The 19,401-nt window shown below is 72.8% G+C and carries 17 protein-coding genes; 8 read left to right on the top strand and 9 right to left on the bottom strand.

What is annotated here, in order from left to right:
• Positions 1–99 precede the first annotated feature (99 nt).
• On the bottom strand, positions 100–1,701 hold the full coding sequence (locus ABZV78_RS09675) for an FAD-binding oxidoreductase (RefSeq protein ID WP_355637027.1): 1,602 nt from the start codon (positions 1,699–1,701) through the stop codon (positions 100–102).
• A 65-nt stretch (positions 1,702–1,766) separates the two neighbouring features.
• Here ABZV78_RS09675 and ABZV78_RS09670 point away from each other — a divergent pair, with 65 nt between their 5' ends.
• Both ABZV78_RS09670 and ABZV78_RS09665 read left to right on the top strand, forming a co-directional pair.
• Positions 1,767–2,405: a TetR/AcrR family transcriptional regulator gene (locus tag ABZV78_RS09670; RefSeq protein ID WP_355637025.1), complete on the top strand. Its 639-nt coding sequence runs from the start codon at positions 1,767–1,769 to the stop codon at positions 2,403–2,405.
• Positions 2,406–2,476: 71 nt separating this feature from the next.
• A complete protein-coding gene (locus tag ABZV78_RS09665) occupies positions 2,477–3,148 on the top strand; it encodes a TMEM175 family protein (RefSeq protein ID WP_355637023.1) in 672 nt (223 codons plus the stop codon).
• Between the two features lie 27 nt (positions 3,149–3,175).
• Here the strand turns inward: ABZV78_RS09665 and ABZV78_RS09660 are convergent, their stop codons facing one another.
• On the bottom strand, positions 3,176–4,132 hold the full coding sequence (locus ABZV78_RS09660; RefSeq protein ID WP_355637021.1) for a helix-turn-helix domain-containing protein: 957 nt from the start codon (positions 4,130–4,132) through the stop codon (positions 3,176–3,178).
• Between the two features lie 19 nt (positions 4,133–4,151).
• Between ABZV78_RS09660 and ABZV78_RS09655 the strand changes: the two genes are divergently transcribed.
• From ABZV78_RS09655 to ABZV78_RS09635, 5 genes are all read left to right on the top strand, one after another.
• On the top strand, positions 4,152–5,297 hold the full coding sequence (locus ABZV78_RS09655; RefSeq protein WP_355637019.1) for a saccharopine dehydrogenase NADP-binding domain-containing protein: 1,146 nt from the start codon (positions 4,152–4,154) through the stop codon (positions 5,295–5,297).
• Between the two features lie 159 nt (positions 5,298–5,456).
• Positions 5,457–5,885 carry a Fur family transcriptional regulator gene (locus ABZV78_RS09650; protein WP_355637017.1) on the top strand — a complete coding sequence of 143 codons (429 nt, stop codon included), beginning with the start codon at positions 5,457–5,459 and terminating at the stop codon, positions 5,883–5,885.
• 23 nt (positions 5,886–5,908) lie between these two features.
• Positions 5,909–8,185: a catalase/peroxidase HPI gene (gene katG / locus ABZV78_RS09645; RefSeq protein WP_355637015.1), complete on the top strand. Its 2,277-nt coding sequence runs from the start codon at positions 5,909–5,911 to the stop codon at positions 8,183–8,185.
• Between the two features lie 222 nt (positions 8,186–8,407).
• Positions 8,408–8,860: a hypothetical protein gene (locus ABZV78_RS09640; protein WP_355637013.1), complete on the top strand. Its 453-nt coding sequence runs from the start codon at positions 8,408–8,410 to the stop codon at positions 8,858–8,860.
• Positions 8,861–8,909: 49 nt separating this feature from the next.
• The gene (locus ABZV78_RS09635; RefSeq protein WP_355637081.1) at positions 8,910–10,268 is read left to right on the top strand and encodes a pyridoxal-dependent decarboxylase; all 1,359 of its coding nucleotides are present in this window, start codon (positions 8,910–8,912) and stop codon (positions 10,266–10,268) included.
• A gap of 38 nt (positions 10,269–10,306) precedes the next feature.
• Here the strand turns inward: ABZV78_RS09635 and helR are convergent, their stop codons facing one another.
• The 5 genes from helR to ABZV78_RS09610 all read right to left on the bottom strand — a co-directional run bounded on the left by helR (position 10,307) and on the right by ABZV78_RS09610 (position 15,527).
• The gene (helR, locus tag ABZV78_RS09630; RefSeq protein ID WP_355637011.1) at positions 10,307–12,469 is read right to left on the bottom strand and encodes an RNA polymerase recycling motor ATPase HelR; all 2,163 of its coding nucleotides are present in this window, start codon (positions 12,467–12,469) and stop codon (positions 10,307–10,309) included.
• A 158-nt stretch (positions 12,470–12,627) separates the two neighbouring features.
• Positions 12,628–13,350 carry a VOC family protein gene (locus tag ABZV78_RS09625; protein WP_355637009.1) on the bottom strand — a complete coding sequence of 241 codons (723 nt, stop codon included), beginning with the start codon at positions 13,348–13,350 and terminating at the stop codon, positions 12,628–12,630.
• Between the two features lie 118 nt (positions 13,351–13,468).
• Positions 13,469–14,239 carry a dimethylargininase gene (gene ddaH / locus ABZV78_RS09620; RefSeq protein ID WP_355637007.1) on the bottom strand — a complete coding sequence of 257 codons (771 nt, stop codon included), beginning with the start codon at positions 14,237–14,239 and terminating at the stop codon, positions 13,469–13,471.
• Positions 14,240–14,297: 58 nt separating this feature from the next.
• Positions 14,298–14,954 (bottom strand): TMEM175 family protein, encoded by a 657-nt coding sequence (locus ABZV78_RS09615; RefSeq protein WP_355637005.1) that lies wholly within the window; start codon positions 14,952–14,954, stop codon positions 14,298–14,300.
• A 51-nt stretch (positions 14,955–15,005) separates the two neighbouring features.
• The gene (locus ABZV78_RS09610; protein WP_355637003.1) at positions 15,006–15,527 is read right to left on the bottom strand and encodes an Rrf2 family transcriptional regulator; all 522 of its coding nucleotides are present in this window, start codon (positions 15,525–15,527) and stop codon (positions 15,006–15,008) included.
• Positions 15,528–15,657: 130 nt separating this feature from the next.
• Here ABZV78_RS09610 and ABZV78_RS09605 point away from each other — a divergent pair, with 130 nt between their 5' ends.
• The gene (locus ABZV78_RS09605) at positions 15,658–16,398 is read left to right on the top strand and encodes an NAD(P)H-binding protein (RefSeq protein WP_355637001.1); all 741 of its coding nucleotides are present in this window, start codon (positions 15,658–15,660) and stop codon (positions 16,396–16,398) included.
• A 31-nt stretch (positions 16,399–16,429) separates the two neighbouring features.
• Here the strand turns inward: ABZV78_RS09605 and ABZV78_RS09600 are convergent, their stop codons facing one another.
• Positions 16,430–18,607, bottom strand: coding sequence for a hypothetical protein (locus tag ABZV78_RS09600; RefSeq protein WP_355636999.1), 2,178 nt, complete (start codon positions 18,605–18,607; stop codon positions 16,430–16,432).
• Between the two features lie 162 nt (positions 18,608–18,769).
• A complete protein-coding gene (locus tag ABZV78_RS09595; protein ID WP_355636997.1) occupies positions 18,770–19,387 on the bottom strand; it encodes a DinB family protein in 618 nt (205 codons plus the stop codon).
• Between the last annotated feature and the right edge of the window lie 14 nt (positions 19,388–19,401).

The raw sequence follows: 19,401 nt of genomic DNA, 5'->3' as shown, positions 1-19,401 counted from the left end.
CAGGTCGCAGGTCCGGACGACGCGATCGTCCCGTACGCCGGCGCCCGGCACCGCGGTCCGGCCATCCTGTTTCGTGCTGTGGCCTGACCGGAGGGCGGCTCAGCCCACGAGCACCCCGGGGTTGAGGATCCCGTGGGGATCGAGCGCGGTCTTGGCGGCGCGCAGGGCCAGGGCGAACGGTTCGGGGCGCTGTCGGTCGTAGCCGGGGCGGTGGTCGCGGCCGACGGCGTGGTGGTGGGTGATGGTGGCGTGGTGGCGGTGGAGGACCTCGGTCGCGACGTCCTTGAGGTGGTCCCAGACGGCGACCTCGTCACCGGGCCGGCCTGCGGCCAGCACGGTGAAGTAGGGCGCCGCTCCGTCCGGATAGCTGTGCGTGAGGCGGCAGTTGATGAGGGCGGGATGGCCGGTGGCGTCGCGTGCGGCGGCGCCGACCTCGTCGCGGACCGCGTCGATCAGCGCGGGAAGTCGTGTCCACGTGGTAGCCGTCTCGAAGGTCTCGACGACGGCCCCCATCCGGGCGAGGCCGTCGCGCAGGTACGGCATCCGGAGGAACGCCGAGCGCCAGGCGCCGACGGCCCGGTCGCCCCGACCGCCCGAGCCGGAGGAGGGCGAGCCGCCGTGCGCGCGGGCCAGGTCCAGTGCCTGGGCGAGAGCGGTCTCCACGGGCACGGCGGCCGACTCGAAGCCGAGGACGAGTACGGACGAGCCGTCCCGGGCGGCGCCGGACAGGGCGGCCTCGCCGGGGTCGAGCAGGCGGCAGTTGGCGGGGGAGAGGCCGGACTGGGCGATCGCACGGACCGCGCGCAGCGCGGCGGAGAAGTCGGCGAAACCAACCGAGGCGGATGCCTTGTGGCGGGGGCGGTCCTGCAGACGCATCCACGCCTCGGTGATGACGCCCAGGGCGCCTTCGGAGCCGAGGAACAGCCGGTCGGGAGACGGCCCGGCGCCGGACGCGGGCAACTGCCACGACGTGCCGGCGCCGGCCGGGGTGACCACCCGCAGGGACTGGACGAAGTCGTCGATGTGCGTGTGGACCGTGGCGTAGTGACCGCCCGCGCGGGTGGCGAGCCAGCCGCCGAGGGTCGAGAACTCGAAACTCTGCGGGAAGTGCCGCAGCGTCAAGCCGTGCGGCCTGAGCTGGTTCTCCAGTGCCGGGCCAAGGGCGCCGGCCTGGATACGGGCCGCCCGGCTGTCGGTGTCGATCTCCAACACCCGGTCCATCGCGGTCAGGTCGAGGGACAGCACCGCCCGGTGCGCGTCGCCGCGGTACTCCACGCCCCCGGTCACCGACGAGCCGCCGCCGTAGGGGATCACGGCCACGCCGTGGTCGCCGGCCCACTCCAGGAGGTGGGCCACGTCCCGGTCGTCCGCCGGCCGGGCGACCAGGTCGGGTATCCGCCCGGGCCGGCCGCGCAGGGCGCGGATGACGTCCCGGTACGCCTTGCCCATGGCGTGCGCGGCGCGTGCTTCGGGGTCGGCGGTGACCTGATGCGCGAGGCTCCGCGGCGGCTCGACCGCGGGCCGGGCGATGCGCAGGTCGGCGACCTGCGGGATGGGCAGCGGGCGCGGGAGCGTGCCGGGGAGCAGTGCTCCCATCGCTGTGCACTCGGCGTCGTCCGGGTGTTCGTCCGCCCATCCCCAGCCCCACCAGGAGCGGGCACGGGCGGTGCGGGGAGCGGTCGCCGTGTCGGCTGTGGCCATGTCCGTGTCCCTCCGGCCCACCGAACTTACCCTACGGTAATTTACCGTAGGGTAATATCGTCGGCGTGGCAACGTCCTCCCGCTCCCGCGCCGGCACCAAGGGCGTCCCCCGTGCGGTCCGCGAGCAGCAGATCCTGGCCGCCGCCACCGAAGAGTTCGGCCGCCACGGCTACGAGGCCACCTCCCTGGCCGCCGTCGCCACCCGGGTCGGGGTCACCAAGGCGCTGCTGCATCAATACTTCGGCGCCAAGGAGAACCTCTATCTCGCCTGCCTGACCCCGGTCGGCGAGCAACTGCTGGACGCGATCCGCGCCGCGATGGGCCGAGGCGAGATCGCCGCCCCACGCACGCCCCTGCTGGTTCTCCATGCGCTGTTCACCGCGCTGGAGGGCCGGCGCGCGGCATGGTTCGTGCTCTACGACCCGTCCCTGCCCGCCGGCACGGAACCCGCCCGGCGGGCCGCCCACTACCGGACGGCAATCGACCGGCTCGCGGCCACCGGCAGCGCCGGCGTGCTCCGCGCCGCCGGCTCCGCCGATCCCCTGGACGCCGACGCCCTCAAGTACGCCTGGCGGGGCATGGTCACCGCACTGGTCCGGTGGTGGATCAACCACCCGGACGAGTCGCCGGACGCCATGGCCGAACGCTGCGCCCGACTCTTCGCCGCCACCCGAGCCGCCCTCGTCGCCGGCGGGGACAGCTGAGCGGGGCGCGGCGTCAGCGCTTTCCGCCTGATCGCACCCGCCCACCGGGCCGTCACTGTTAGCGTTCGGCAGTGCCCGACGAGGTCCAGCCGGGAGGCCCGGCCCCCCGGCTGGCCGACATCGGTCGGCTGGCGGCGTTCAGCGACGGCGTCTTCGCCATCGTTATCACCCTGCTGGTGCTGGACCTGCGGGTGCCGGAATACCACGAGGGCGAGCTGCTGTCGTCGCTCGGCAGGGAGGCACCGTCCTACCTGGCCTTCGTGGTGTCCTTCATCTACATCGGCGTCCTCTGGCTCAACCACCACGCACTGCTACGGCTGGTCCGGGGCACCACCCTCGCGCTCAGCTGGATCAACATCGCCATCCTCTTCGGCGTGGTGATCATCCCGTTCCCGACCGCGGTCCTGGCGTCGGCGCTCGTCGACGGCGACACCGACGACCTGCGGGTGGCCGTCGTCATGTACGCGCTCGCCGCGGCGCTGATGTCCGCCCCCTGGTTGGTGTTCTTCGGCTATCTGCACCGCCACCCGACGCTGCGCGCGGGCCACGTCGACCAGGACCACGTCCGCGCGCAGGAGATCCGCCCGGTCACCGGCCTCGTTCTCTACGGACTGACCGGGCTGCTCGCGCTGATCGTGAACCCGCTCCTGGGACTCCTCGGCATTATCGTGATGATCATCTATCACGGCGTCACCAGCGAGGGTCTTCCCCGGCGGCGAAGGCGGGCGCGGGCGAGGGACTGACCGGCCGCGGTCCGACGTGGCCGAGTCTCAGGGCGAGGCCGACGGCCCGGCGCTGCGGAAGGTGCGACGGTAGGCCTCCGGAGGCACGCCGACGGTGCGGTTGAAGTGCCGGCGCAGCGTCGTGGCGGTGCCCATGCCCGCCGCCTGCGCGACGGCGTCGATGCTCTTGTCGGTGTTCTCCAGCAACTCCTGGGCCCGGCGGATCCGCTGCGTCGACAGCCACTGGAGCGGGGTGGTGCCGGTCGCCGACACGAAGTGGCGGGCCAGGTTGCGCGAGCTCATGTTCGCCTGGCGAGCCAGATCCTCCACAGTCAGCGGACGGTTCAGCCGCTCCATCGCCCAGGGCAACAGGTTCGCGAGGGGATGGTCGTCGCGGGCGGGCACCGGGGTGGTGACGAACTGGGCCTGGCCGCCGGCGCGATGCGGCGGCACCACGAGGCGGCGGGCGACGGCGTTGGCGACCGTCGAACCGTGGTCGCGCCGGATCAGGTGCAGGCACAGGTCGATCGCGGCGGCTTTGCCGGCGGAGGCCAGGACGGTGCCGTTGTCGACGTAGAGCACGTCCGGGTCGACCTCCACCCGGGGATAGCGGGCGGCCAGCGCCTCGGTGTGGGCCCAGTGCGTGGTCGCGCGCAGCCCGTCCAGCACCCCGGCGGCGGCCAGCACGAACGCGCCCGTGCACAGCGAGACCAGCCGGGCGCCGGCGGCGTGGGCCGCGCGGACGGCGTCGAGCAGGTCGGCCGGCACGTCCTCGTCGATGTCCGCCACGGCCGGGATGATCACGGTGTCGGCGCGGGCGAGCCGGTCCAGTCCGTCGTCAGGTTCCATCCGGAATCTGCCGACCCCGACCGGGCCCGGGCCGCAGACCACGAGGTCGTACCACGGGTCGGCCAGGCCGGAGGGGTCGCGGACGAAGACCTCGCAGGCCATGGCGAGCTCGAAGTGCAGCATCCCGTCGGTGGCGGCGAGCGCGATGGTGGCCATGTCCGAAATTGTACGGGGCATGGCGTTCCAGACACTCGCCCGGGCCTGGCCGCTGCTGGAGGATCTTCTCAGTCGATCTTTCGGGCGGCATGAGGAGCAGCAGATGGGTTCGGGTCAGACCGTGGCGGTGTTCGGTGCGTACGGGCACACCGGGCGGTTCGTGGAGACGGAGTTGCGCCATCGCGGGTTCGTCCCGCTGCTCCTCGGCCGCGATGCGGGCAGGCTTGAGGCGCTGGCGGCCTCGCAACCGGGCCTCGAACACCGGGTGGCGTCGGCCGACGACCCGGCCTCGCTCGACCAGGCGTTGACGGGCGCGGCCGCGGTCGTCAACTGCGCCGGCCCGTTCGCCTCGACCGCGGGCCCCGTGATCGAGGCCGCCCTGCGGGCCGGGATCCCGTACGTCGACGTGGCCGCGGAGATCGAGGCCAACGTCGACACGTTCACGCACTTCGCCGACCGCGCTCGGGCCGCGGGCGTCGCGGTGGTCCCGGCGATGGCCTTCTTCGGCGGGCTCGGCGATCTGCTGGTCACGACGGCGATGGGCGACTGGACGGCGGCCGACGAGGCGCACGTCGCGTACGGGCTGAGCAGTTGGCACCCCACGGCCGGCACCCTCGCCTCCGGCACCGTCTCGCGGGACCGGCGCGACGGTCGACGGGTCCGCTACAGCGGTGGCCGCCTGGAGTACTACCTCGACGAGCGCGACCTGCCGACGCTGGAATGGGACTTTCCCCCTCCGCTGGGCCCCCGCACCGTCCTGGGCGGGTTCACCATGGCCGACGTGGTCACCGTCCCCAGTCACCTGTCCATCCCCGAGGTGCGCACGTACATGACCACCGGCGCGGCAAGGGACCTGGCCGCGCCGGACGCGCCCGCACCGACCGCGGTCGACGAACTCGGCCGGTCCGCGCAGACGTTCACCGTCGACGTCGTCGTGCGCTCCGGCGACACGCGACGGCGCGTCGTCGCCAGCGGCCGGGACATCTACGCCGTCAGCGCGCCGCTGGCGGTCGAGGCGGTCCATCGCATTCTCGGCGGCCGGACGAGGACGAGCGGCGTCGCCTCGGCCGGCGAGATCTTCGACGCGCCCGACTTCCTCCGCGCGCTGTCCGCGCACGTCTCGCTCGAACCGCGCCAGGAGTCGTGCGCGCCCGAGCTCGCCTGATCGCCCAGCAACACGACCGGATCCCCGCGGTGCGCGCCAAGATCGATGATGGCGCGCACCGCTCCTGTTTCCGACGACTGGACGACCGGGCCTCACTGGCGCGGGGGGAAATTCCGGCAAAACTTGATTCATTCCAGAAGAGTGAGCTAGGTTCGTCGCATGACGTCCGACTTCGAGACCCAGCTGCGGGCGGTCTCGTTGCGCGTGACGCGGCCCCGGTTGGCGGTGCTCGAAGCGCTGCGCGACCATCCGCACGTCGACACCGACACGGTGATCGCCCTGGTACGGGCGAATCATCCCACGGTTTCCCACCAGGCGGTGTACGACGTGCTGCGGGCGCTCACCGACGCCGGTCTGATCCGGCGCATCCAGCCCGCCCGGGCCACCGCCCGCTACGAGTCGAGGGTGGGGGACAACCACCACCACGTCGTCTGCCGCTCCTGCGGCGCGATCGCCGACGTCGAGTGCGCCGTCGGCCACGCTCCCTGTCTCACCGCCTCCGACGATCACGGGTTCGTGGTCGACGAGGCGGAGGTCGTCTACTGGGGCACCTGCCCCGACTGTGCGACCGACCGCATCTCCCAGTGAACCGCCAGTTCGGAAGGAAGCAGATGAGCGACACCCAGGACAACGCGCCCGTCAGCGCGCAGGGCGTGGACCAGAAGGCGGCGGCCGGCTGCCCGGTCGCGCACGACTCCGTGACCGCGCACGGCAGCGAGAGCGAGAACCCGGCTATCGACTCGCCGACTCCGAAGACCGGCGGTCGTCCGCGCACCAACCGCGACTGGTGGCCCAACCAGCTCGACCTGTCGGTGCTGCACGCCCAGTCGCCCAAGGGCAACCCGCTGGGAGAGAGCTTCAGCTACGCCGCGGAGTTCGCCAAGCTCGACGTCGAGGCGCTCAAGCAGGACATCATCCAGGTCCTCACGACCTCGCAGGACTGGTGGCCGGCCGACTTCGGCCACTACGGCGGCCTGATGATCCGGATGAGCTGGCACGCCGCGGGCACCTACCGCATCCAGGACGGTCGCGGCGGCGCCGGCGACGGTGGTCAGCGGTTCGCCCCGCTCAACAGCTGGCCGGACAACGCCAACCTCGACAAGGCCCGCCGCCTGCTGTGGCCGGTCAAGCAGAAGTACGGCCAGAAGATCTCGTGGGCGGACCTGCTCGTGCTGGCCGGCAACGTCGCCATGGAGTCGATGGGCTTCAAGACGTTCGGCTTCGGCTTCGGCCGTGAGGACGTCTGGGAGCCCGAGGAGATCTTCTGGGGTCCGGAGGACACCTGGCTCGGCGACGAGCGCTACGCCTCCGAGAAGGAGATGGTGGCCGGCGTCGGCGCGACCGAGATGGGCCTCATCTACGTCAACCCGGAGGGCCCCCGCGGCAACGCGGACCCGGCCGCGGCGGCGCACTTCATCCGCGAGACCTTCGCCCGGATGGCGATGAACGACGAGGAGACCGTCGCCCTCATCGCCGGTGGCCACACCTTCGGCAAGACCCACGGCGCCGCTGTCGCCGACGACCACGTGGGCCCGGAGCCCGAGGGCGCCCCGCTGGAGGCCCAGGGTCTGGGCTGGCTGAGCACCCATGGCAGCGGCAAGGGCGCGGACACGATCACCAGCGGTCTCGAGGTGACGTGGACCGACCGGCCGACGCAGTGGAGCAACCGCTTCTTCGAGATCCTCTTCGGCTACGAGTGGGAGCTCACCACGAGCCCGGGCGGCGCGAAGCAGTGGGTCGCCAAGGACGCCGAGGCGATCATCCCCGACGCCCACGACCCGTCGAAGAAGCACAAGCCGACGATGCTCACGACCGACCTGTCGCTGCGCGTCGACCCGGCGTACGAGAAGATCTCGCGCCGCTTCCTGGAGAACCCCGACGAGTTCGCGCTGGCGTTCGCCAAGGCCTGGTACAAGCTGCTGCACCGCGACATGGGTCCGGTCAGCCGCTTCCTCGGGCCGTGGGTCGCGGAGCCCCAGCTCTGGCAGGACCCGGTGCCGGCCGTCGACCACGAGCTCGTGGGCGACACCGAGGTCGCCGCCCTCAAGGCGAAGATCCTGGACTCCGGCCTCACGATCGCCCAGCTGGTCTCCACCGCCTGGGCCTCCGCCGCGAGCTTCCGGTCCACGGACAAGCGCGGCGGCGCCAACGGCGCGCGGATCCGCCTCGAGCCGCAGCGCAGCTGGGAGGTCAACCAGCCCGAGCAGCTCGCGACGGTCCTGGCGACCCTCGAGGGCATCCAGCGGGAGTTCAACTCCGGCGGCGGCGCGAAGATCTCGCTCGCGGACCTCATCGTGCTGGCCGGCTCGGCCGCCGTCGAGAAGGCGGCGCGCGACGCCGGCGTCGAGGTGACCGTGCCGTTCCGCCCGGGCCGCACCGACGCCAGCCAGGAGCAGACCGACGTCGAGTCCTTCCGGGTCATGGAGCCGCGCGCCGACGGGTTCCGCAACTACCTGCGTCCCGGCGAGAAGACCCAGCCGGAGATCCTGCTCGTCGACCGTGCCTACATGCTCAACCTGACCGCGCCGGAGATGACCGTCCTCATCGGCGGCCTGCGCTCCCTCGGGGCCAACGTCGGCGGCACCCGGCACGGCGTCCTCACCGACCGGCCCGGCGTGCTCACGAACGACTTCTTCGCCAACCTGCTCTCCCCGGGCACCCGGTGGAAGGCGTCGGAGTCCGACGAGCACGTCTACGAGATCCGCGACCTGGCCACCGACGAGGTGAAGTGGACCGCCACCGCGGTCGACCTCATCCTCGGCTCCAACTCCCAGCTGCGGGCCCTCGCGGAGGTCTACGCCAGCCAGGACGCCCGCGACAAGTTCGTGACGGACTTCGTGGCGGCCTGGACCAAGGTCATGGAGCTCGACCGGTTCGACCTCTCCTGACCCGGCGCCAACCCGCGAGCCCCGGTCGATCCGCAGGGATCGACCGGGGCTCGTCCGCCATCTGAGCCTGCCGACCCCAGCGGCGGCACCGACGCGGTATCCGTGGTGGTTTCCGTGGTCGGCACGGAGGCGACCCGCGCCCCGGCCGGGAGAGGCTGTGACCACAGTGATCGGCGCGCGAAGACACGCGGTCGATCGTGACCCACGACCACGGGGGGACCCATGGCCAGCACGAAGACCAGCGGCTACGAGGGATTCACGGCCGAGGAGCGCGCCGCGATGAAGGACCACGCCCAGGAGCTGCGGACGGCGGCGCGCCGCGGCTCGCGCGCGGACAAGGAGGCGGCGGCGGAGCGGGACGTGCTCGCGAAGATCGCCGAGATGCGGGACTCGGACCGGGTCATGGCCGAGCGGGTCCACGCCGTCGTCACGGCCAGCGCCCCCGTCCTCGCGCCGAAGCTCTGGTACGGGATGCCCGCCTACGCGCTGGACGGCAAGATCGTCTGCTTCTTCCAGAGCGCGGAGAAGTTCAAGGCGCGCTACGCGACGCTGGGGTTCAGCGACCAGGCGAAGCTGGACGAGGGCACGATGTGGGCGGCCGGGTTCGCCCTGACCGAGGTGACGGCCGAGGTGGAGGCGCGGATCGGAGCGCTCGTGAAGCAGGCGGTGAGCTGAGGCGCGTATCCGGATCCGGGGGGGGGGTTAGGGTGCGCCGGTGGAGGACATGAGTCACCTGTTCCGGCTGGCCGCGGAACGCGCGGCGGAATACCGGCGGTCGTTGGCGGAGCGGCCGGTCGGTGTGCCGGTCGACCGGGCCGCGGTGGCCGACGCGTTCGCGGGCCCGTTGCCCGCCGGCCCCTGCCCACCCGAGCGGGTGCTGGCCGACCTGCTCGCCGCGGCCGAGCCCGGTCTGGTCGCCAGCGCCGGCCCGCGGTACTTCGGCTTCGTGGTCGGCGGCGCGCTGCCGGCGGCGACCGCGGCCGACATCCTCGCCGCCGGTTGGGACCAGCTCGCGTTCAACGCCGTCACCTCGCCGGCCGCCATCGCCGCCGAGGCCGCCGCCGGCGGCTGGCTGAAGGAGCTGCTGGGGGTTCCGGCGTCGGCGTCGGTGGGCTTCGTCACCGGCGCCCAGGCGGCGAACACCGTCGGGCTCGCCGCCGCCCGGCACCAGGTGCTGGCCGACGCCGGTTGGGACGTGGAACGGCGGGGGCTGCTCGGGGCGCCGCCGATTCGGGTGATCGCCGGGGACGAGCGGCACGGCACCATCGACCGGTCGCTGCGCCTGCTCGGCCTCGGAGCGGACGTGGTGGAGGCCGTGCCGGCCGGGCCGAACGGCGCCGTGGACCTCGCGGCGCTGCGGGACGTGCTGCGAGCCGGCTCCCCTGGCCCGACCATCGTGTGCCTCCAGGCGGGCAACGTGAACACCGGCGCCTGCGACGAGTTGCGCGAGGCGTGCGAGTTGGTCCACCGGCACGGTGGATGGGTGCACGTGGACGGGGCGTTCGGGCTGTGGGCCGCGGCGAGTCCGGCCCGGCGGCACCTGGTGGACGGGCTGGAACTGGCGGACTCGTTGGCCTGCGACGGCCACAAGTGGCTCAATCTCCCGTACGACTCGGCCTTCGCGTTCTGCGCCCGGCCCGAGGTCCACGCGGCGGCGATGTCGTACGCCGCGGCGTACCTGGTCGGTTCCGGCGGCGCGCCGGTGGGCGCGGATCTCACCGCCGAGTCCTCGCGCCGGGCGCGGGGGTTCGCCGTCTGGGCCGGGCTGCGGGAGCTGGGCCGCGACGGTGTCGCGGCGGTGGTGGACCGGTGCTGCGCGCTGGCCCGCCGGTTCGCCGAGGGCCTGACCGCGGCCGGGTTCGAGGTGGCGAACGAGGTGGTCCTCAACCAGGTGCTGGTCGGCTTCGGCGACGACGCGCGCACCGACCGGGTGGTGGCGGCGGTGCAGGCGGACGGCACCTGCTGGGCGGGCGGTACGACGTGGCGGGGGCGGCGCCTGATGCGGCTCTCGGTGTCGAACGCCACCACGACCGAGGCGGACGTGGACCGGTCGGTCGCCGCTATCACCCGCCTCGCCGCCTGACGACGACTCCTCATGGTCGCCAGGCGGCGAGCACCCGGTCAGGGTGTCGTGAGGATGACGAGTTGCTGGGTCGCCCGGGTCATGGCGACGTAGCGGTCGACGGCTCCTTCGATGCCGTCGCCGAACGCCTCCGGGTCGACGAGGACGACCAGGTCGAACTCGAGGCCCTTCGACAGCTCCGGGGTCAGCGACCGGACGCGGGGCGTCGCCCGGAAGGTGGGATAGCCGATGACGCAGGCGATCCCCTCGGCATGCGCGGCGAGCCAGGTGTCGATGATCGAACCCAGATCAGCAACCGATCCGTATCCGACCGGGACGCCGCCGCTGCGGATGGAGGTCGGCACGTTGGCGTCGGGGAGCGCGACCCGGATGACCGGCTCGGCCTCCGCCATGACCTCCTTCGGGGTCCGGTAGTTGATGCCCAGGGTGGCCAGGTCGATCCGGTCGAGCCCGATCCGCTCGAGCCGTTCCTGCCACGACTCCGTGAACCCGTGCCGGGCCTGGGCGCGGTCCCCGACGATCGTGAAGCTCCGGGACGGGCAACGGAGCAACAGCATCTGCCACTCCGCGTCGGTCAGCTCCTGGGCCTCGTCCACGACGACGTGCGCGAACGGGCCGGCGAGCGGGTCCGGATCGGCGCCGGGCAGCGCGGTCTCGTCGACCAGGGCGTCCCGCAGGTCCTGATGGCGCAGCATCGTCAGCAGGCCTTCACCGTCGTCATAGGCATCAGCCTCGATGAGGTCGTCGGCGACCGTGGCCACGCGCGCGCGTTCGGCGGCGACGGTGGCGTCGTGCCGGCGCCGGCGCCCGGACGCCTCCGCGTCGCCGAGTCGCTGCCGTGCCGCGTCCAGGAACGGCAGGTCGGACACCGTCCAGGCGCGGGAGTCGGCACGCTGCAACGTCCGAACGTCGTCGGGGCTGAGCCAGGGGGCGCATTTCCGCAGGTAGGCGGGGACCGACCACAGGTCTCCGACGAGGTCGGTCGCGTCCAGCAGCGGCCAGGCGCGGTTGAAGGCCGTGCGCAGCTCCCGGTTCCGCAGCAGTGACCTGCGGATCAGGTCGTCCGGTTCGTCGCCGTCGTACTTGTCCGTGAGGATCGTGACCAGCTCTTCCCACACCTCGTCACGCGCCTCGTTGTGCGGGGTGCCGGGCCCAGGCGCCTCGAACGCCTCGGCCCAGTCGTCGGCGCTCAGCCAGATGTCGGACTCGTCGGTCGTGACCGTCATCCCCTTGGTCGGCGGCTCCTCGTAGAACCTGACGGCCGCCTCGATCGCCGTGACCAGGTCCGCGGACGACTTCAGGCGCGCCACGTCCGGGTCGGCCTCGACGGTCGCCGCGGCGCCCTCGGGGACGAGGTCCCGCAGGGTGCAGGTCTGCACGTCCTCCTCGCCGAGGCTGGGGAGGACGTCGCCGACGTAGGCGAGGTAGGGCTGGTGCGGACCGACGAACAGCACGCCGCCCCGGCCGTGACCGAGGCGAGGGTCGGCGTAGCGGAGGTAGGCGGTCCGGTGCAGGGCCACGACGGTCTTCCCCGTGCCCGGACCGCCGTCGACGACGAGCGCGCCGCTCGATCCCGCGCGGATGATGGCGTCCTGGTCGGCCTGGATGGTGCCGAGCACGTCCCGCATCCGGGCCGACCGGCTGCTGCCCAGGCTGGCGATGAAGGCGGACTGGTCGTCGAGCGCGGCGTGCCCCTCCAACCCTTCCGGGGTGAACACCTCGTCCCAGTAGTCGCTGACCCGGCCGCGGGTCCAGCGGTATCTGCGGCGGCTCGCCAGACCCATCGGGTTGGCGTGGGTCGCGCCGAAGAACGGCTCGGCCGCGGGGGAGCGCCAGTCCAGCAACAGTCGGCGACCCGCGCTGTCCGTGAGGCCGCGTCGTCCGATGTACACGGGTTCGGCCTGGTCCGCGCTGACCATGCGGCCGAGGCAGAGGTCAAGGCCGAAACGACGCAACGTGCGCAGCCGAGCGGCCAGCCGCCGGACCTCCATGTCCCGGTCCGACGCCTGCCGGCCCTTGCCGCCGGGTGCCTTGCGCGCGGCGTCGAGGCGCTCGGACAGGTCGACGAACAACCGGTCGAGGCTCTCCGCCATGGCCGCGAAGTGCTCCTCGTCGCGGGCGATCAGCGTCGGGTCGGCCTTGGCCGAGAGATGGTCGGGAAGATCGAACACACTGGCCGACCCATACGTTGGCAACACCATACGCACTTCGCGATTCCCCCAATACCGCAGGTTCCTGACCTAGGCCAGCGATTCTGCGGCACCACCCGGGTCTTGCCGCAAGCCCCCGGGTGCGCTATACCTTGGAGGTGGAGGGGAGTGGTTTTGTCCTTCCCTCGTCCCCTTCGTGATCTGCCGCGCTAGCGCGGCGTCAACACGCAGAACTCGTTGCCGTCGGGGTCGGCCAGCACCATCCAGTCGACATCGCCCTGGCCGATGTCGATGCGAGTCGCCCCGAGGGAGAGCAGACGGTCGACCTCTGCCTGCTGGTCACCGTGGGCAGGCGGCGCGAGGTCGAAGTGCAGTCGCTGCTTGCCCGTCCTCGGCATCAGCGGTGGGCCGCCCCACGTGATCTTCGATCCGCCGAGCGGCGACTGGATCGCGGTCTCCTGGTCCTGGTCCCAGACCAGCGGCCAGCCCAGTGCCTCGCTCCAGAAGTAGCCGACCTCCTGCGTGCCGTCGCAGGACAGCGCTCCGATGAAGCCGCAGCCGGCGAGGAAGTTGTTGCCCGCCTCGATGACGCAGAACTCGTTGCCCTCGGGGTCGGCCAGCACCACATGACCCTCCTCGGGGCGCTGGCCGACGTCGATGTGCCGTGCGCCGAGCTCCAGCGCCCTGGCCACCGTCCGCTGCTGGTCCTCCGGGAACGTGCTCGTCAGGTCGAAGTGGCTCCGGTTCTGGCCGACCTTCGGCCGCTCGGTCGGAAGGAAGCGCAACCGGAACCCGGTGTCATCGCTGGGCAGGAGCGTGATGCCGTCCTGGGGATCATCGGCCAGGTCCCGACCCAGGACCCCGGCCCAGAACCGTGCGAGACGCAGTGGATCGTTCGCGTCGAAGCTGAGCGCGAACAGTTGACAAGCCATCCCTTGTCATCTCCGATCCGTTGGCTGACCGCTGTCGACAGGACGCCCTACCGGCCGTCGAGCGGGAGCCTAGGGTGAGCCCGTGTCACCCGCAGCCGAGTTTTCGGCGGCCTGTGGGTCAGGCCCCGGGGATCAGCACGCTCAGGCAGGTGACGCAGCCCTCGAGCTTCTCGAACTCGTCGATGTCGACGACGACCGGCGTGAAGCCGAGGTCCGCCACGAGCGCCGCGGTGCGCGGCGCCGACGCGGCCAGGAGCACGAGGTTGTCCCCGAGGGGTACGACGTGGCAGCCGGCCTCCTCGTCGACCGCGCGCGTCGGGTGTCGGAGCGCGGTGCCGTCGAGCAGGTCCGGCAGCGCGAGGAGGGTGCCGTCGGGCAGCGCGGTCACGGCCGACTTGAGATGCAGCACCTCGCGCAGCGGGACCGGGATCACCGTGCGCCCGCGGGTCGCCAGGTGGTCGCGCAACTGGGCCACGCCCTCCGCGTCGGTGCGGCCGCCCCGGCCCACGTAGACCGTGGTGCCGACCTGGAGCACGTCGCCGCCGTCCAGCGTGCCGGGAGCCTCGATGCGCACGACCTCCAGCCCGGCCTCGCGGACCGCCTTCTCCGTGCCGGGGATCTCCGGACGGCGTTCCGGCGCGCCCGGCCGGGTGATCACCGCCAGGTCGGCGCAGACCACGACGGTGTCCTCGACGAACACCGAGTCCGGGCACTGCTCGGCGGCGTCGACCTCGCGTACCTGCCAGCCGGCCCCGGCGAGCGCGGCCACGTACGCCTCGTGCTGACGCCGGGCGCGCGCGACGTCCACGTCGGTGCGCTCGATGTGGGTGACCAGCCCCTCGGCCAGCCGGTCGCTGGGTCGCCGGACCAGGGCAGTGCCTCGCGCCATGCCCCCAGTCTGCCCGCGCCCGCCGGACGAGCTCAAGGGGGCCGAACAGGTCCTTCCCCTACCTGGGTCGGGCCCTGGTGATCTCGCCCCGGATGGGCAGCCAGTAGAAGGGGATGAACGCGGCGATCACGGCCACGCCGAGAGCGGGGAGCAGGGCGCCCAGGAGGGTTCCGACGGCGATCCAGGTGAGGGCGAGCCGGAAGCGCCGGCCGATGGCGCGCACGCCGGCGGAGTCGATCGTGGACACGAGCAGCCGGCGGTGGCGACGGACGTACGCCCAGATGGCGTTGAACAGGACAGCGGCCAGTTCGAACGCGATGCCGTGCAGGACGACGGCGGTGCGCTGCCCGTGCCCGTCGCGGAACGCCTCGGCCAGCACGGACGCGGCGAACGGCAGGAACGCGATGTCCATCAGCAGCACGGTGTTCAGGAACAGCACCATCCGGTCGGCGGTGCGGATCTGGTCGAACATGACGTGGTGGTTGGCCCACACCTGCCCGATCAGCATGAAGGTGACGGCGTAGGCCAGGTAGGACGGCCAGAGGGCGGCAAGGCCGTGGAGCAGGTGCCGGGTGTCCTGGGGCGGGCGGATCTCCAGGACCAGCAGGGTGACGGCGATCGCGATGACCGCGTCGCTGAACGCGACGACCCGCGACGGGTCGCGCTCCATGCCGAACGGGGTGGAGCATCCCGGCCCGCGAACAGATTCTGTCACCGTCCCAGCGTCGGGCACCGGACGCCGAGGCCCGCGAAGCCGGGCGGCGTGTCACCGACCGTTGAGCTGCTGGCCGCCGCTCGCGGTGTCGCCCTCGGCCGGCCCACCGAGCCAGGCGCGGATGCCGGCGAGCGCGGTGGGGCCGTAGTCGTCGTCCACGCCGCGGGCGAGGTCCGCGATCGAGATCGCCTCCAGGGCGGCGCGCCAGGCGGCGTCGGCGCCGGCCATCGCCCGGGCCACGGGGCACGGCCGGGTGCAGGCCTCCTGCGGTGTCGCCAGGGGCCCGCGCTGGCGGATCTCGGTGCACACGAACGCGGGCTGCGCGCCGTCGACGGCGGTGACGACGTCGAGCATGGTGATCAGTTCGGGCGCCCTGGTCAGGACATAGCCGCCGGCCTTGCCCTGGACTGAGGTCACGAGGCCGGCCCGGGAGAGCGCCTGCAGCTGTTTGGCCAGGTAGCTGCCGGAGACGTCATGCAGCTCCGCGAGCCGGGCGGCCGGCACGGGCTCCGTCGCCGTGGTCAGCACCACGCAGCAGTGCAGCGCCCACTCGACCCCGCCTGACAGCTTCACCCGACCACCCCCCGCTTGACTCGGACAAAGTCTATCCGACTATTGTCTCGGACAGAAATTATCCGAGTTCGAGGCCGCGTCCTCGGCGAAGCCGGCGTGCGCTGAGGCACGCCGTGGAAGGGTGAGAGCCATGAAGCTCACCGTCATCGGTGGCACCGGACTGATCGGCTCGCAGGTGGTCCAGAAGCTGACCGCGGCCGGACACCAGGCCGTCCCCGCAGCGCCCTCGACCGGCGTCGACCTGCTCACCGGGGACGGCCTCGACCGGGCGCTGGAGGGTGCCGACGTCGTCGTCAACGTCGCCAACTCGCCGACCTTCGACGAGGCCTCGCTCGACTTCTTCCGTACCACCATGAACAACCTGCTGGCCGCCGGGGAGCGGGCCGGCGTCGGGCACCAGGTGGTCCTCTCGATCGTCGGCGTGGACCAGGTCCCCCAGCTCGACTACTACCGCGCCAAGACCCTGCAGGAGGACCTGCTCCGGCAGGGGCCCACGCCGTACTCCATCGTGCGGGCCACGCAGTTCTTCGAGTTCGTGAACGCGATCCTGTCCTGGACCTCGAACGACAGCACGGTCCGCCTGCCCGCCACCCGCCTCCAGCCGATGGCCGCCGCGGACGTCGTCGACGCGGTCGTCGACGTGGCCACCGGGACGCCGCTGAACGGCATCCGCAACGTCGCCGGCCCGGACGTCTTCGCCCTGGACGACCTCGGGCGGGTCACCCTGGCCGCACTGCAGGACAATCGGAACGTCGTCACCGACGACGAGGCCGGCATGTTCGCGGTGGCGGGGCGCGACGTGCTGATCCCGGGCCCGGACGCACGCCTGGCGCCCACGCACTACCAGGACTGGATGCGGTCCACCCGCTGACCGGGCGCGCGGCGTGCGGTGACGACCAGGATCAACGCCGTCCTGGGCCCGGCGGTTCGCGGAGGCGCTCGACCAGTTCGCGCGCCGCCTCGGTGAACGGCTGGTCGGACTCGCACGGCCGGTGTCCCTGGATCGGCGGTGGAACGCTGTCGCCGGGCGGCGCCACCACGCCGACGGGATCCCGCAGCCGGCGGTCCACCGTTGCCGCCGCGCCGCCGGCCGGCGGATGGCCCGAGAAGATCCTGCCGCCGACGGGGTCGGTGTCGCGCCACAGGTTCAGCCACCGCCAGCCGACCCGGGCGCCGATCTCGTGCAGCACCTCGTCGTCGAGGTAGGCGGGGAACAGCCGGGCGTAGAGCCGGCGCAGCGGTGACCCGTAGGTGAGCAGGGCGACCCGGCCGCTGACCCGCGGCGGCAACTGGAGCACCGTGGCGGCGGCCAGTACCGAACCGTGGCTGTGCCCGGTGAGCAGCACCCCGTTGCCGCGTTCGACCAGGTAGGTGATCCGTCGGGCCAGCTCCGGCACGGCGCGTTCGGCGTAGCAGGGCGGCGCGAACGGGTGGGCGGCCCGGGGCCAGAAGGTGCCCAGGTCCCACAGGACGCCGACGTGGCGCCGGAACTCGATCGTCCGGTAGGCGAAGATCGCGCCGACCACCAGGCCGAGGATGATCGCGGCGGTCACCCAGCTGGCGAACGCGATGGCGAAGGTGACCAGGTCGGCCGGCACCCCCGCGTTCCGTTCGACGACGTCGCCCGGAAGCAGCTTGAGCAGGCCGATGGTGGTGGTGGCCGTGGCGAGCCCGGCGAGGCAGGCGTAGACCACGGCCAGCGGTATCAGGGTCTCGGTGAACCGGGCCTGCGCCACCGCCTTCCGCACCTGCCGCAGCCGGGGCCCGGCTCCCGGCGGCGGGTCCGGGTGGTCGCGCGCCACGATCGCCGCCGCGGCGCGGAACCGGCCGGGTCGCGAGATCAGGGTCATCAGGCCCGCGACGACCAGGGTGATCAGCACCGCCCGGAGGAAGCCGAAGATCGCCCAGGTGTACGCCCCGGGCGGTCCGGCGGCCACACCCGCAGCCGTCCGCGTGTCCCGGTCCAGGAAGTCGGCCACCCGGTAGACCAGTTCGGCGGAGTACGCCACGGCCAGGCTGATCGCCGCGGCCGTCATTGCCAACGCTCCGAGCCCGAGCAGCGGCGTGGCGTCCGGCCGCCGGTCCCGGCGCCAGAGCAGCACCGCCCCCAGCGCGATCAGCAGGGCCGTCTGGGTGACGAACAGCCCGGTCAGGATCGAGTCGTAGCCGGGCAGGCCGCCCCCCGCACGCCACGGCGCCGGGCTGGCCAGGACGTGGGCCGTGACCACGGCGGTGAGCGCCACGGCGATCGTCCGCAGCGTGCCGGTGATCCGGTCGAGCCGCCGGTCCGTGGCCCGCCGGTCGATCAGCGGGGGCGTGCAGAGCAGCACCACGCAGGTGGCCAGCACGGCCCCGGTGACGACCGCCAGCGCGACGGTGCCGGCCGAGGCGCCGGGCGCGGCCCGGGCGGCGAGCAGCGTGACGTCCAGTGTCGCGAACGCCGCCGCGACGTGGATCGAGCGCAGCCGACCCACCAGCGGTTCGGCATCCCACCGGCCAACGGCGCCGAGCCGGTGCCCGGAGGCCGCCGCCTCGGGGGCGCGGAACGCCTCGAACACCCGCCCCGGGCGCGCACCGGCCCGCCAGAGCAGGCCGACGGCCGCAACCGGCACCAGCGCCAGCACCGCCAGCCGCAACCCGGCCGGTCGCCCGCCCAGCCAGGACAACCATCCGCGCCCGGCCAGGCAGCGCGGCGAGGCCATGCACTTCCACGCGATCAGGTCCAGGGCGACGCCGGCGGCGGCGAGCACGTACAGGGCGGTGAGCGTGAGCGCCAGCAGTCGGCACAGGGATCTGACGGCCGCGTCGGAGCCACGGTTCGCCGGGCGCATCCAGATCGCCACGTTGACCAGCATGAACGGCAGCAGGAACACCAGCGACAGGGTCCGGGCCATGGTTCCGGAGGGCAGGTCACCCCAGCGGTACGCCTCTCGCGTCACCCGCGCGCTGCCGTCCGACGCCCGGTGGCGAGGCCGGTAGAAGCCCCCGCTGCGGTCGCCGGCGACCTGCTCGGTCTGCAGCATGTCCAGCACCTGGCCGGCGCTCGCGCCGGAGGCCCCGTGCACCCGCAGCTCCACCACGTCATGGGGCCTGCCCGGCCCGGTCCACCGCGCTGCGTCCGACATCGGCCCCCCGAGCCGTCCTGGGGGTCCGAACCGGGTGGGCCCGGCCGAGGTGGGCCCCGCCGCTCGTGGCGGTCTACCCCGCCCGGCCGGGTCCAACCTCGGGCACCGGGTCACCGCTCAGGTCGACGGCTGGCTGTCGAGGGTCTCACGCAGGATGTCGGCGTGCCCGGCGTGCTGGGCCGTCTCGGCGATGACGTGCAGCAACACCCGGCGTACGCTGCGCACCGCGCCGGGCTCCTGCCAGGGGGCGTCCGGCACGGGGTGCGTCGCGGACAGGTCGGGGACGGCGGCGACGATCTCCTCGGTGCGGGCGGCGACCTGCTCGTAGCGGGCGAGGATCCCGTCCCGCGTCTCGCCGGGCAGCACCCGGAAGCCGTTCTCATGGTCGATCAGCCACTGCGGGACCTCCCGCGCGGTACCCGCCATGAGGTCGGCCCAGGTGACCCCGTCGGGCAGGTCGAAGCGCATCGCCGACGGGCCCTCGACCACGAAGCGGAGCCACGCTTCCTCCATGGCCGTGACGTGCTTGATGAGCCCGCCCAGGCACAGCGCGCTGACCGTCGGCCGCTCGCCGAGCTGCGCGTCGGTCAGTCCGCGGACGGTGGTGGTGAGGGCCGCTCGCGCGGTCGCGAGGTCGGCGAGCAGGTCGGCGCGCTCGGCGTCGAGGGTTGCGGGAGGCGTGCTGGTGGCGCTCATGGTGTTCGGGCCCTTCCGGTCGGTGTCGATGACTGGCACGCGACCACCGTCGC

Source organism: Micromonospora sp. NPDC004540, from assembly GCF_040610095.1.
In the GTDB taxonomy this organism is placed as follows: Bacteria; Actinomycetota; Actinomycetes; order Mycobacteriales; family Micromonosporaceae; genus Micromonospora.
Note: the sequence above shows the minus strand (reverse complement) of the source record. Positions and strands in the feature narration are given on the sequence as shown.